General features: G+C 70.7%; 10 protein-coding genes. 9 read left to right on the forward strand and 1 reads right to left on the reverse strand.

Annotated elements, in window-relative coordinates; genetic code table 11:
- The first annotated feature begins 78 nt into the window (after window positions 1–78).
- From V3W46_RS08015 to V3W46_RS08025, 3 genes are read left to right on the forward strand one after another with little or no spacing between them, the layout of a single operon-like run.
- Entirely contained in the window at window positions 79–981 is a 903-nt protein-coding gene (locus tag V3W46_RS08015) for an aldo/keto reductase (protein WP_331782566.1), read from the forward strand.
- A gap of 10 nt (window positions 982–991) precedes the next feature.
- Window positions 992–2,299 (forward strand): DMT family transporter, encoded by a 1,308-nt coding sequence (locus V3W46_RS08020; protein WP_331782567.1) that lies wholly within the window; start codon window positions 992–994, stop codon window positions 2,297–2,299.
- A complete protein-coding gene (locus tag V3W46_RS08025; protein WP_331782568.1) occupies window positions 2,299–3,081 on the forward strand; it encodes a GntR family transcriptional regulator in 783 nt (260 codons plus the stop codon). Before V3W46_RS08020 ends, V3W46_RS08025 begins: the two co-directional genes overlap by 1 nt.
- 317 nt (window positions 3,082–3,398) lie before the next feature.
- Here V3W46_RS08025 and V3W46_RS08030 read toward each other — a convergent pair whose 3' ends face one another.
- Window positions 3,399–5,546, reverse strand: coding sequence for an alpha-keto acid decarboxylase family protein (locus tag V3W46_RS08030; protein WP_331782569.1), 2,148 nt, complete (start codon window positions 5,544–5,546; stop codon window positions 3,399–3,401).
- A gap of 134 nt (window positions 5,547–5,680) precedes the next feature.
- Between V3W46_RS08030 and V3W46_RS08035 the strand changes: the two genes are divergently transcribed.
- From V3W46_RS08035 to V3W46_RS08060, 6 genes are all read left to right on the forward strand, one after another.
- Window positions 5,681–6,901 carry an ROK family transcriptional regulator gene (locus tag V3W46_RS08035; protein WP_331782570.1) on the forward strand — a complete coding sequence of 407 codons (1,221 nt, stop codon included), beginning with the start codon at window positions 5,681–5,683 and terminating at the stop codon, window positions 6,899–6,901.
- Between the two features lie 117 nt (window positions 6,902–7,018).
- Window positions 7,019–8,293, forward strand: a complete 1,275-nt coding sequence (locus V3W46_RS08040; RefSeq protein WP_331782571.1) for an extracellular solute-binding protein — start codon at window positions 7,019–7,021, stop codon at window positions 8,291–8,293.
- Window positions 8,294–8,411: 118 nt separating this feature from the next.
- On the forward strand, window positions 8,412–9,380 hold the full coding sequence (locus tag V3W46_RS08045) for a carbohydrate ABC transporter permease (protein WP_331782572.1): 969 nt from the start codon (window positions 8,412–8,414) through the stop codon (window positions 9,378–9,380).
- A gap of 137 nt (window positions 9,381–9,517) precedes the next feature.
- On the forward strand, window positions 9,518–10,417 hold the full coding sequence (locus V3W46_RS08050) for a carbohydrate ABC transporter permease (protein WP_443069955.1): 900 nt from the start codon (window positions 9,518–9,520) through the stop codon (window positions 10,415–10,417).
- On the forward strand, window positions 10,414–12,273 hold the full coding sequence (gene nagZ, locus V3W46_RS08055; protein ID WP_331782574.1) for a beta-N-acetylhexosaminidase: 1,860 nt from the start codon (window positions 10,414–10,416) through the stop codon (window positions 12,271–12,273). Before V3W46_RS08050 ends, nagZ begins: the two co-directional genes overlap by 4 nt.
- Window positions 12,270–13,673, forward strand: a complete 1,404-nt coding sequence (locus V3W46_RS08060; RefSeq protein WP_331782575.1) for an ROK family protein — start codon at window positions 12,270–12,272, stop codon at window positions 13,671–13,673. The genes nagZ and V3W46_RS08060 overlap by 4 nt, the downstream gene beginning before the upstream one ends.

Below are 13,673 nucleotides of genomic sequence, written 5' to 3' on the forward strand. Positions count from 1 at the left end.
GTACCTCCGTTAATGCTATGGTCTGAGTACCGGAGGCCCCTCCGGTAGATCGAGTATCTCACATTGGAGCACGATCCTATGTCCACATCCACCCTCACCCCCGGCGGCTCGGCACCGCTCGGCCGGCACACCGTCGCCCGCGTCGGCTACGGTGCGATGCAGCTCGAGAAGTTCCGTGACGACCGCGCCTCGGCGATCACTCTGCTGCACCACGCCCTCGACCTCGGCGTGAACCACTTCGACACGGCCGACTTCTACGGCCACGGTTTCGTCAACGACCTGCTGCGCGAGGCTGTCGTCGACCGGCCCGACGTCGTGATCGTGACCAAGGTCGGCGCGCTGCCCGACGCGGGGCCGATTCCTCTGCGCCCCGCACAGAAGCCGCATGAACTCCGAGCCAGCGTCGAGGGCAACCTGAGCTCGCTTGGGGTCGACCGGCTCGACGTGGTCAACCTGCGGCGCGTCGGAGTGGGGCCGGGCATCCGGGCTCAGGGCGACCAGGTGGTCGACCTCGACGACCAGCTCGCCGAACTGATCGCGCTGCGCGACGAGGGCAAGCTCGGCGAGATCGGCCTGAGCAGCGTCACCGCCGAGACCCTGCTCGCGGCGTTGCCGGCCGGCATCGTGTGCGTTCAGAATGTCTACAGCCTGGTCGACCGCAGCTTCGAAGGCGTTCTCGAGGCCTGCGTGGCGAACGGGGTCGCGTGGGTTCCGTTCTTCCCGCTCGGCGGGGGTCGCGGCGGCCCCATGGTTCGCGAGGTGCCGGCCGTCGTCGAGGCGGCGGCCCAGTTGGGCGCGACCCCGAGTCAGGTCGGCCTCGCATGGCTTCTGCAGCACTCACCGAACAGCCTCCTCATCCCCGGAACATCGACGCCCGACCACCTCGACGAGAACGTGGCGGCCGGCAGCCTGGTCGTGCCCGCCGAAGTCATGCGGCAGCTCGACTCGCTCGCCCTCGACCAAGACGCGCAGATTGTGTAACAATCGGTGAATGGATGCCCGGCGACACGATGACGACCTGACGAGGCCCCCGCTGCGCCCGCGTGCCCAGCGCGCGTCGGCCCTGCTCGTAATCGGCGCCGCCGTCTGCTTCGGCACCACCGGAACCGCCCAGGCGCTCGGCGGCGCGGGTGCCGGCGCGGTCTCGCTGGGCGCGGCCCGCATCGTGATCGGCGGGACCTTGCTGGCTGTCGTCGCCGTGGTCGCCCTCCTGGCGTCCCGACGCCGCGCCGCCTCCGCTGCCCGCGCCGCCTCAGCTGCTCGCGCCGCCTCGGCGACGGCCGCGCCAGCCACCGCCACCCCCGGCACCGCCCCCGCCCCCGCCCCCGCCACCACCGGCACCGGCACCGGCACCGGCACCGGCACCGGCATCATCGCCACCACCGCCCCCGCCACGCCCGGCGCTGCGTCACCCGGCACCGCGCCGTCTGGGCTGCGCTTGTCGGCGGGCATCCGCACCCCCTGGCTCGCGCCCGCCGCGCTCGTCGTCGTCGGCGCGCTCGGCGTCGCCGCCTACCAGCCCGCGTTCTTCACCGGAACGGGCCAGAACGGCGTCGCGGTCGGCACGTTGGTCGCACTGGGCTCCGCCCCCGTGCTGACCGGCCTGCTCGAGTGGATCTTCCTGCGCAGGGCGCCCGGAGCGCGCTGGGCGATCGCGACCGGGGTCGCGGCGCTCGGCGTCGCCGCGCTGTCGGGTGCCTTCTCCACCCTGATCGGCGGCGGAGGCGGCACCGGCGGCGTGGCATCCGGCACAGTCGTGGCATCCGGAACAGTCGCGGCGGCCGGCACCGGCACAGCCATCGGCACCGGCACCGGCACGGCCCTCACCCCTCTCGGTCTGCTGGCCTCACTGGCGGCCGGGATGAGCTACGCCGTCTACGCCCTGAGCAGCAAGGCACTTCTCGACCGCGGCTGGAGCCCCACCGCGACGATGGGCGCGACCTTCGGCGCCGCCGCCGTTCTGATTACCCCGATTCTGCTCGGAACCGACACGGCCTGGCTCGCTACACCGACAGGTGCCGTCACGGCGGCCTGGCTGGCAATCGTGGCGACCGCGCTGGCGTACACACTCTTCGCCCGGGGCCTGCGGCGACTGAAGGCCTCCCGAGCAGCGACCCTGACGCTCGTCGAACCCCTGACGGCGACCATCCTCGGCGTGGTCGTGCTGCACGAAGCCTTCACCCCGTCGACCGTGCTGGGCCTCCTGCTGCTGGTCGTCGGCCTGGCGATCCTGACCGTCGGCTGGCCCCTGAGGCGCGCCGGCGCCGTGCCCACGCCCATGGCCGGCGAGGGCCGCTGATGCCCGCCACCACCGCCGTCGACGACCTTCACGATGAGTTGCGCGCGAGCATCCTGAGCGGCCGCCTCGCCCCCGGAACGCCCTTGCGCGAGGAGGCGATCTCGGCGCAGTCGGGGTTGGGCAGGCACACGGTTCGGGCCGCCCTGAGACAGCTCGCCGCGGAACGGCTGGTGAGCATCCAGCCCTACTCCGGCGCCCGAGTCACCCTGCTCGACGACAACGACATTCGCGCGCTGATGCAGCTGCGTTCGGCGCTCGAGGGCGAAGCGGTGCGGCTGCTCAACAGACGCGCGCGGGCCACTCCTGCGGCCGCAGACGCCGCGAGCGCGAGCACCAGCGGCGGCAGCAGCAGCACCGTGAGTTCGAGTTCGACGGAGCCCGGCCCGACGCGTACAGATGCCCGGCGTCAGCCCCCCAGCATCAGCGCAGGGGGTACGGATGCCCTGCACCTGCCGCCCGGCATCCTCGCCGCCAATGCGCGCCTTCGTCGCACCTGCCTCGACGCCCCCGACGATCGCGGCGCCATTGAGTCGGCACACGCGGCGCTGCATCACGCCATCGTCGAGGCGGCCGGGAGCCCGCGCATCACGCACGCCCACGCGCAGCTCGAGGCCGAGACCATCCTCTTTCTCGCCCAGCTGCGGCGGGTACTCGACGCCGACGAGATGATCAGGCAGCACGACCAGCTCGTGGCAGACCTGCTCGTGCGCGGCGAAGACGCCATCCACGAGCACCTCGAACTCGCCGCCGACCAGCTCATCACGGCCCGCGCCGCCGGCTGACGCCGCCGCCCGCCTGCGGCGGGCTTCCGGCCGATCGACGTGGCGCGAAGGGCTGGTATCCGGCCGGATGGCGGCCCTTTTCGCCAACCCGCCGCCGACTGCGCGGGGAAGGGCGGGGCGGGTGGTGGGAGCAGGTCAGGGGCCGCGGGGGGTGGCAGGGGCTAGTCGGGGGCGCGCGAGGTGGCGGGGGTCAGTGGGGGCACGCGGGGCTCGTGGGTGGAAGGAGCCAGTGGGGCGCGCGCGGCGCGGGGTTGCGGGGACCAGTGGGCGCGAGACGGCGGGGGCCAGAGGGGGCGCGGGCGCGCGGGGGCCGGGGGCTAGTCGGGGGGCGGGGGCGCGACGGCGTTCGCGCGGGCGGCCGCGGCCGCGATGGCGGAGAGCAGCGGTGGCACGTCGAGCCGCGGAACGGCGGCCTCGATCAGTGTCAGCGCGCCCACATTGGCACGGGCATCCGTCAGCGCCCGCCGCAGCGCACCCACCGTCTCGACCCGCGACGTCACAATGCCCGATGCTCCTCGGGCGAAGGCCTGCGGCAGGGCGGTCCAGTTCCAGGGGGCGATGTCGTTGAAGGGGGCGGCGGGGCCGTGGATGGCGCGCTCGACGGTGTAGCCATCGTTGTTCACCACCACGATGATCGGGGCGAGGCCGAGCCGAACCATCGTTCCGAGTTCGGCGATGGTGAGCTGCGCGGCCCCGTCGCCGATGAGCAGCACCGGCCGACGGTCGGGCGCCGCGAGGGCGGCTCCGAGCAGGGCCGGAAGCGAGAATCCGATCGACGCCCACAGTGGCTGCCCCAGAAACACCACGTCGTGCGCAAGCCGATGCGCACCCATCCCATAGAACGAAGTTCCCTGATCGGCGATCACCAGGTCGCCGGGCCGGAGCGCGTCGGCGACCTCGCTCCACAGGGCGGCCTGCCCCAGTGGCTCGTTGTCGCTCGCGGCGCCCGTCGCACGCACGCTCGTACCAGCATCAGCAATCGCGTGCGTGCCCGCTCCCGCGATCGCTTTCGCGCCCCCGCCGACGTTGTCGGCCGCGTATATGCCGTCTCGGGCATGCGTCGTCACGTGTCGAGCGGCACTCGGCTCGGAGCCAGTGGTACCCCCGCCACCCGCGCCCGGTTCCGGATGCCCACCCCTCCGCTCGGCGACGATCTCGCCGAGCACCCTCAACGCGTCGGCCAGATCGATCTCGCCGAATTCCACCCCGCCCACGCTCGCCCGATGCGGATCGACCCTGATCACGACCGACCCGTCGAAGTGCTGGCTGAAGAATCCGCTGGTCAGGTCGGTGAACTGCACTCCGGCGAGAATCAGCACGTCTGACCCCTCGATGCCGGCGAGCACCGCCGGGTCACTGGCCGCGCCGGAGTAGGTGCCGAGGTAGCCCGGCGCGCTCTCGTCGACGACCCGGCGACCCCACAGCAGCGTCGCGTGCGCGAGAGGGCCGGCGGCGAGCAGATCGTGCAGCTCGTGCGTGGCACCCATGCGCTGCACGAGCAGGTCGGCGAGCACCGCGACCGACGGCATAGACACCGGGCCCGTCGTGACGGCCCCGGCCCGCTCGCCTTCAGCGTCAACAGCGGCGGCGTTCTCACCGGCACCGCCGATTTCGGAGGGCACCGCGCCGCACCGCACTGGCACGGGCGCGCTCCGACCCGGAACCAGCACCGCCCGCGCGGCCGCCCTGAACGCCGCGAGTGAGGCAGCCGACGTGAGGTCGAGCGACGCCGGCAGGGGCGCGGTGGGCGGACGGGCATCCGCCTCGCCCACATCGGCCGCGACCAGCAGGTAGCCGGGCAGCCGCCGCTCGCGAACGTCGAGCAGCACGCGGTCGATCTCGGCAGCCGCGTTCTCGGGGGTCAGCACGGCCTGAACCGCCGTCACCTCCTGGCTCATGCGAAAGAAGTGCCGAAAATCGCCGTCGCCGAGCGAATGGTGCAGCGCACGCCCGGCGTTCTGCGCGATGCGAGTCGGCGCGCCGACCACGTGCACCACAGGAACGTGCTCGGCGAAGCTGCCGGCCACGGCGTTGATGGCGCTCAACTCGCCCACTCCGAACGTGGTGCAGAGCACCCCGATGCCGCGCATGCGCGCGTAGCCGTCGGCTGCGTATCCGGCGCCGAGTTCGTTCGCCGTGCCGACCCACGAAATCACCGGATGCGCCTCGACGTGGTCGAGCAACCCGAGTGTGAAGTCGCCGGGCACCCCGAACATGCGATCGGCCCCGAGTTCGGCGAGACGGTCGAGCAGGTAGTCGGTGACGGTGTAGCGACCGGCGGCGCCGCCGCCCGACCGCCCGTCACCACCGGCGGCACCGCCATCCGACCGCCCGCCGCGAAGGGCGGCACTGCCACCCGCCCGCCCGTCGTCACCCGCAGCACCACCCGACCGACCGGCAGCACCCCCCGACCGCCCGTCAGCACCGCCTGCTCCGGAGTCACCACGATCACCCACATCTGTCATTCCGACATTCGACCACACCACCCGCTGCCACTGCGCGCGCGAGCGAGCGTGCTCGTGTTTCGGCGGCGTAAATTGTGCGAAGAATTTGGCTGAACGTCTTGCGGCATGTTTGTTCGTAAGCTTTACTAACAAACATGTCTGCAGCAGAAGGGCAGCGCGGCTCTTCGACAGTCGAATCCGCGCACCCTCACCACCACGCCGGTTTCGCCCAGAGCCGCGCCCTTCGCCCGAGCTCGAAGGTGCTGCCCGAACACGCTCGCTCCCACAACCGCTCGCTCGTACTGCAGACCCTCTACCGCACCGGCCGCCAGAGCCGCGCCGACATCGCCCGCGAGACCGGCCTCACCCGGGTCACCGTCTCCGACCTCGTCAACGACCTGATCAGCGAGCACCTCGTCGTCGAGATGGGCCAGCGCGAGGATGCCCGCCCGGGCAAACCCGCGACGATTCTCGATATCGACCGCTCGGCCTTCCAGATCATCGGCATCGACCTCTCCGAGCACTCCCTCTTTCGCGGCGCCGTGCTCGACCTCGACGGCCAGATCATCGAGCGCGCCGAACTCCCCCTCGCCGGCAGCACGGGCGCTGACGCCGTCGCCAAGGTGCTCGAGCTGACCGGCGAGCTGCTCGCCCTGACCACCGCACCCGTGCTCGGCGTCGGCATCGGTTCGCCCGGCGTGGTCGACCTCGACGGCGTCGTGCTCAGCGCGCCCAACCTCGGCTGGCACAACCTCGACCTCCGGTCGCAGATCGAGGCCCGGTTCGGGCATCCCATCATCGTGGCGAACGACGCCAACGCGGCGGCCCTCGCCGAACACAGCTTCGGCGGGGCCGACGGCGACCTCATGATCGTCAAGGTCGGCCACGGCGTCGGCGCCGGGCTGCTGCTCGGCGGCTCGCCCCTCTACGGCAGCAGGTTCGCGGCGGGCGAGATCGGGCACGTCGTCGTCGGCACCGACGGCGGGGCGCTCTGCGTCTGCGGCAAGCGCGGCTGTCTCGAGACGTGGCTCTCTACGCCCAACCTCACCCTGGCGATCGATCAGGTTCGGGCATCCGGTGCGTCACAAGACGAGGTGGATGCCCGTACCGACCTCATTCTCGTCGAAGCCGGCCAGCGGCTCGGCATAGCGCTCGCCCCCATCGTCGGTGCTCTCAACCTGCCTGAGGTTGTTCTGAGCGGACCGACCGAACTTCTCGACGGACCGCTCGCCCAGGCGACCATCGAGACCCTCCGAAGCAGAACGATGGCCGAGTTCCACGGCGATCTGACGCTTCGGATGACCACGCTCGGGCAGAACATCGTTCTGCGCGGCGCGGCCGTCATGGTGCTCTCAGGCCAGCTCGGGGTGTCGTAGCGCAGGCTACGCGTTCTGCACAGCTGCCGACGGGCACCGCCTCTCCACAACTGCACACAAGACGCATCACACGTCGGCGTCCAGCCGACACAATCAGCCCTAGGAAAGGTAACAACAATGAGGAAGAAACTCGGTCTGGTCGCACTCGGTGCGGCCAGCATGCTCGCCCTCGCGGCGTGTTCGTCAGGCGGGTCGTCGGGCACGAGCAGCACGCCCGAGGCGGCGAACATCCGCGTCTGGCTGAATGGCACCGACACGCCGCAGGCCGCACGCGACTACCTGAAGACGACCTTCGAGACGGAGAACCCCGGTTCGACGCTGACGATCGAAGAACAGTCGTGGACGGGTCTGGTCGACAAGCTCACCACCAGCCTCTCGGGCAGCGACAGCCCCGACGTGGTGGAGGTCGGCAACACCCAGGCCGCCGCCTTCACCTCGGCCGGCGCGTTCGAAGACCTGACCGACAAGTACTCCGACCTCGGCGGTGACGACCTGCTGCCCGGCTTCGTGACGGCGGGCACGTACGACGGCAAGTTCTACGCGGCTCCGTACTACTCGGGCGCCCGCTTGGTCTTCTACAAGAAAGACCTGATGGCGGCCTCGGGGCTGTCGGTTCCGACCACGCTCGACCAGTACGTCGCCGACGGCGTCACCCTCGCGGCGGCCAACCCCGGCGTCTCGGGAATCTACTTCCCCGGCCAAGACTGGTACAACGCCCTGCCCTACATCTGGGAGAACGGCGGCGAGATCGCCACCGACGACAACGGCACCTGGAAGGCCGGCTTCGAGTCGTCGGGCGCCATCGCCGGCCTCAAGCAGGTGCAGCAGGTCATGACGACCGCGTCGGTCGCACCGAAAGACGGCAACGAGACCGACCCGCAGGTTCCGTTCTGCGCCGGCACCGTCGCGCAGCTCTCGGCGCCCAGCTGGGTGAAGGGCTCGATCCTCGCCGCCGCCGATGCAACCGCGCCGGGCTGCCCCGACCAGGAGGCCAACCTCGGCGTCTACGCGCTGCCCGGCAAGAACGGCGGCGCGGCCGCGGTCTTCGCCGGCGGCTCGAACATCGCCATCGCGGCGAAGTCGGCACACCCCGAGCTGGCCTACAGCGCTCTGAAGATCATGCTGAGCGACGACTACCAGACCATCCTCGGCAAGGCCGGCCTGGTTCCCGCCAAGAAGTCGCTGGCGTCGACCCTCGGCACCGACGACGTGGCCAAGGCGACCGCCGCGGCCGCGGCCAACGCGAAGCTGACGCCCGCCTCACCGAAGTGGGCCGATGTGGAGGCCGCCGGCATCCTGCAGGACTTCTTCGTGAAGATCGCGCAGGGCGGCGACGTCACCACCCTCGCGGCTGACGTCGACAGCAAGATCGACGCCATTCTGAACGGCTAGGCACCGCACGGAATGCTCGGCCCCGGCATTGCCCGCCGGGGCCGAGCATCCACCAGGTGGTTTCAGCCCTAGGAAAGGCGAAGTCACACCGCAATCGTAACGAAAGCACTCACACTCCATGGCTACTCTCACCAGCACCCGCCCGGCGAGCACACCCAGCACGGGGCCAGGCGCATCGAGCCCGAAGCGCCGGATGCCCGCGGGCAAGCGCCTCGCACCGGCCCTGCTGCTCGTGCCCGCCATCGCCATACTGATCGTCATCATCGGCTGGCCGCTGGTGCAGCTGGTCGTCGTCTCGTTCCAGCAGTACGGCCGGGCGCAGGTCTTCGGCCAGGCGGCGCCGTTCATCGGCCTCGGCAACTACACCCGCGTGCTGGGCGACCCGCAGTTCTGGCAGGTGCTCGCCCGCAGCTTCCTCTTCTGCGCCGTCAACGTGGTCGTCACCATGAGTCTCGGCACGCTGGTCGCGCTGCTGATGACGCGCCTCAACAAGTTCTTCCGCACCCTCGTCTCTGTCGGTCTGCTGCTCGCCTGGGCCATGCCGGCGCTCACAGCCGTCATCGTGTGGGGGTGGCTGTTCGACACCCAGTTCGGTGTCGTCAACTACGTACTCAGCCGGGTCACCGGCGTCGACTTCACCGGCCACTCGTGGCTCATCAACCCCATCAGCTTCTTCGCGGTGGCCGCCATCATCATCGTCTGGCAGTCGGTGCCGTTCGTCGCCTTCACCATCTACGCCGGTCTCACCCAGGTTCCCGACGAGGTGCTCGAGGCCGCCCAGCTCGACGGCGCCGGCGCGGTCAAACGCTTTCGGCTCGTCATCTTCCCGTACCTCAAATCGATCTTCGTGGTCGTCACGATTCTGCAGATCATCTGGGATCTGCGGGTGTTCACCCAGGTGTTCGCCCTGCAGGGCATCGGCGGCATCCGCGAGCAGACCTCGACCCTCGGGGTCTACATCTACCAGACCTCGCTCGGCACCGGAGACTACGGGGCCGGCGGCGCGATCGCCGTGATCATGGTCATCATCATGATGGCGATCTCGATCTTCTATGTACGCCAGGTCATCAAGGAGGAGGAGCTGTGAGCATCCCCACCCGCACCCAGTCGGGTTCGCCCGACGCCGGCACAGGCACCGGCACCGACGCCCGAACCACCGGCGCCGGCGCCGGCGCCGACGACCAGAGCGTCGAGTCCCGCGCGCTGACCTCGGCAGTTTCGGCCATGATCGTGCCGCCCTCGGCGCGCAACGGCGTTCGCCGCTACCGGGCCTCGGGGCCCCGCGCCCGGCGCCGTTTCGTCGACGTGCTGCTGAGCGCGATCGCCGTCGTCATCTTCCTCTGCTCGGTGTTCCCGGTGTACTGGATGATCAACACCTCCCTGCAGCCGAACAACGAGATCCGCACCCCGGTGCCGAACTTCTTTCCTCACGACTTCACGCTCGGCAACTACGCCACCGTTCTCTTCGAGCCCTCACGCTCACCGTTCCTGCCCGCGCTGGCGAACTCGCTCGCCGTCACCCTGCTGACCGTGGTCATCGCGCTGGTCTTCGCGTTCCTCGCGTCGCTGGCCGTCACCCGGTTCCGGTTCAAGGGGCGCAAGGCGTTCATCCTGAGCATCCTCATCATCCAGATGATCCCGGCCGAGGCCATGATCGTCTCGACATACCGGGTGCTCGACAGCTGGTCGCTGCTCAACACCATCGCCGGCCTCACGCTGGTCTACGTGGCCACGGTGCTGCCGTTCACCATCTGGACCCTGCGCGGTTTCGTCAACGGTGTTCCCGTCGAGCTCGAGGAGGCGGCAATGATCGACGGCCTGTCGCGCACGGGCGCGTTCTGGAAGATCACCTTCCCGCTGCTCGCACCGGGACTCGTCGCAACCGGCGTGTTCGGGTTCATCCAGGCCTGGAACGAGTTCGTGCTGGCCCTCGTCGTGATGTCGCGGCCGGCCTCGCAGACGCTGCCGGTGTGGCTCCGCACGTTCCAGCAGGCCAACGGCACCACCGACTGGGCCGCCATCATGGCCGGGTCGACGCTCATGGCCATCCCGGTGGTCGTGTTCTTCCTCATCGTTCAGGGCCGCATGACCAGTGGGCTGATGAGCGGGGCGGTGAAGGGATGAGCGCAGTCGACGCCGCGGCCACCCTCCTGCCCGGGTTCGAAGGCACCATTCTGCCCGGCTGGCTGCGCGACCGCCTCGCGGCCGGCCTCGGGGGTGTGTGCCTCTTCGGCGAGAACATCGAGTCGCCCGAGCAGCTCAGGCGGCTCACGGCGGCCATCCGGGCGGCCAACCCGAACGCTCTCATCGCCATCGACGAAGAGGGCGGCGACGTCACACGGCTCTTCTACGATGTCGGATCGCCCTACCCGGGCAACGCCGTTCTGGGCCGCCTCGACGACCCCGCCCGAACCGAGGCCGTCGCACGCTCCGTCGGGCAGGCCCTCCGCGCGGCGGGGGTGAACCTCGACTTCGCTCCCGACATCGACGTCAACTCGAACCCCGACAACCCCGTGATCGGTGTGCGCAGCTTCGGGGCCACCTCCGCTCTCGTCGCCCGGCACAGTGCGGCCTGGGTGCGAGGCCTCCAGTCGACCGGGGTCGCTGCCAGCGCCAAGCACTTCCCGGGCCACGGCGACACCGCCACCGACTCGCACCTCGCCCTGCCGATCGTCGACGCGCCGCTCGCGGTGCTGCGGTCGCGCGAACTCGTTCCGTTCGCCGCAGCGATCTCCGCCGGCGTGCGTACCGTGATGACGTCGCACATTCTGCTGCCGCAGCTCGACGCCGAGCATCCGGCCACTCTCTCGCCCCGCATCCTGCAGGGTCTGCTGCGCGACGAGCTCGGCTTCACCGGTGTGGTCGTCAGCGACGCGCTCGACATGGCCGGCGCGAGCGCGAACATCGGCATTCCGCAGGCGGCGGTGGCGGCCCTCGCGGCGGGCTGCGACCTGCTCTGCATCGGCACCAAGAACACGGATGCCCAGCTCGCCGACATCGAACGCGCCCTCGCGGCGGCTGTCGCCGACGGGCGGCTGCCCGAGGCGCGTCTCGCCTCCGCCGCCTCCGCCGTGCGCCACCTCGGTGCCGAGCTCGCTGCGGCTCTGCCCCCTGACCTCGCCCCTGACCTCGCCACCGACCTCGAGACCCCGGCCACCTCGCCCGGCGGGGCGTATGAAGATCCCCCCACCGCGGCCGAGGTGGCGAGCACGTTCGACGTGTCGCCCGAGGCACGGCACTGGCTCGCGGGGCAGGCTCCCACGGTCGTCGTGCGCCTCGAGTCGACGCCGAACGAGGCCGTCGGAACGGCCCCGTGGGGTCCGTTTGCCCACCTCGCTCACGGTGACACTCTCGCCCACGTCGCCGACCCCGGCCACGTCGCCGACACCGCCCACCCCGCCGACGTCTCCGACGAGGCACCCGGCGAGCCGGGCACCACGTGGCTGACCGGCACCGTCGTCACCGTGACGCCAGACACCACGAACGCGCTCGAAGCCGTCAGCCGAGGCACCGGGCTCACCTCAGCGCGCGTGCTGGTGGTTGGCAAGGCCATCCACCTCGCTCCGTGGGCGACCCGGCTCGTCGACGATCTGCGACGCACCAGCGACGTGCTCGTCGTCGACATGGGGTGGCCCACGCCCGACCGCGCCTACGCCGACATCGCGACCTTCGGCGCCTCACGCCTCGTGGGCGAGGCCTTGCTCGGCCTGCTCCCCACCCCTGCCCCAGCCTCCGACCCTGCCCCAGCCTCCGACTCTGCCCCACGCTCCGACCCTGCCCATCGCCCGAACGACCAGCGCCCGCACACGAATCCGCTTGCGAATGACGCGCACGACCGGCACACGCTCGACCCGCACACGAATCCCCTCGTGCACGACGCGCACGACCGGCACACGCTCGACCCGCACACGCATGACGCGCACGACCGGCACGACCCTGAGGCCCACGACCACCTGCAGCACGAAAGGCTCGTCCGTTGAGAATCGGAATCGACATCGGCGGAACCAAGACCGATGCTGTCGTCATCACCGACGACGGGCAGCTCACTGAGCGCATCCGCCTCGCCACCGGCTTCGGCGCCGAGCAGGTCGTGCAGTCTGCGGTCGACGCCGTCGAACTGCTGCTGTCGCGAACCGGCCTGCGGCTCGCGGATGCCCGTTCCATCGGCATCGGAATCCCCGGCACGGTCGACAGCACCTCCGGCCACGTCTCGCACGCCGTCAACCTCGGCTTCGACACCCTCGACCTCGGCGACGCCCTCGAAGACCGGCTCGGGGTGCGCGTACGCATCGAGAACGACGTCAAGGCCGCTGCGATCGGCGCCTACTCCCTGCTCTCTGCCGAGCGCCCCCTCAATTCTCGCCCCCTCACTACTCCCCCGCGCACTTCTCCCCTCCTCACTTCTCCCCCGCGCACTTCTCCTTCCCTCTCTCCCCACCCTTCCTCCTCCTCCCACCTCTTCCTGCCGGGAGAGGTCTCGCACGGCTCGATCGGCCTCCGAGCCGAGCACCCGGAGCCGACGCGAGACCAGGGTGGAAGCGCGCGCGGAGTCACCCGCGAAGGCGAACGAGACGGCGAGGTCGGCAGTGCCGCTCCGCACTCGATGGCGTACCTCAACCTCGGCACCGGACTCGCGGCAGGGCTCGTCATCGATGGCGAGCTGTGGCGAGGCTCGTGGGGGGCCGCGGGCGAGATCGGGCACATCCCGATCGATCCGGCCGGCGCGCTGTGCCCCTGCGGCCAGCGGGGCTGCCTCGAGACTGTGGCCTCCGGGTCGGGCATCACCCGCCAGTGGCAGACCGACGCCGCCCTGCCTGCGCAGTCGCTCTTTGCGGCTGCCGCGGCCGGCGATCTGTACGCGGTCGATGTGCGCGACCGCTTCATCGACGGAATCGCCTCCGCCGTGCGCATCCTCGTGCTGACGGTCGACGTCGATACGGTCGTCATCGGTGGCGGCCTGAGCAATCTCGGGGTGCCGCTGCTCGACGCGGTCACCGAGGTGCTCGCCGGCTGGGCATCCAGTTCGCCATTCATCGCCTCGCTCGACCTGGCCCGTCGCGTCGAACTGCTGCCCACCGGCTTTCCGGCGGCCGCGGTCGGCGCGGCCCTCGTGGGCGTCGAGACACAGAGCCACGCCCCGTCGATCGGCACCGGCACCGGCACCGGCAAGGGCGCGGGCGCGAGCAACGACACCAGCACCCCCCGCGCCGCGGCCACCACGCTGGCCGACGGCGCCACCGTGCGTGCCTCGATGGCGACCCCTGCGCGCCCCGTCGACCAGTCCCCGCTTCCCCACGGCGAGCTCGACCCAGATCTCAACCCCGCACTCGACACCGGCGGCGAGCTCGAACGAGCGCTCGACCCCGCAGAAAGCAGCTGA

The sequence above is a fragment of the Subtercola sp. YIM 133946 genome (assembly GCF_036553535.1).
Lineage (GTDB): Bacteria > Actinomycetota > Actinomycetes > Actinomycetales > Microbacteriaceae > Subtercola.

Coding starts and splice junctions, on each gene's coding strand:
- V3W46_RS08025 (WP_331782568.1), top strand. CDS start 2,299: ATGCCCGCCACCACCGCCGTCGACGACCTTCACGATGAGTTGCGCGCG.
- V3W46_RS08040 (WP_331782571.1), top strand. CDS start 7,019: ATGAGGAAGAAACTCGGTCTGGTCGCACTCGGTGCGGCCAGCATGCTC.
- V3W46_RS08030 (WP_331782569.1), bottom strand. CDS start 5,546: ATGACAGATGTGGGTGATCGTGGTGACTCCGGAGCAGGCGGTGCTGAC.
- nagZ (WP_331782574.1), top strand. CDS start 10,414: ATGAGCGCAGTCGACGCCGCGGCCACCCTCCTGCCCGGGTTCGAAGGC.
- V3W46_RS08045 (WP_331782572.1), top strand. CDS start 8,412: ATGGCTACTCTCACCAGCACCCGCCCGGCGAGCACACCCAGCACGGGG.
- V3W46_RS08015 (WP_331782566.1), top strand. CDS start 79: ATGTCCACATCCACCCTCACCCCCGGCGGCTCGGCACCGCTCGGCCGG.
- V3W46_RS08035 (WP_331782570.1), top strand. CDS start 5,681: ATGTCTGCAGCAGAAGGGCAGCGCGGCTCTTCGACAGTCGAATCCGCG.
- V3W46_RS08050 (WP_443069955.1), top strand. CDS start 9,518: ATGATCGTGCCGCCCTCGGCGCGCAACGGCGTTCGCCGCTACCGGGCC.
- V3W46_RS08020 (WP_331782567.1), top strand. CDS start 992: ATGGATGCCCGGCGACACGATGACGACCTGACGAGGCCCCCGCTGCGC.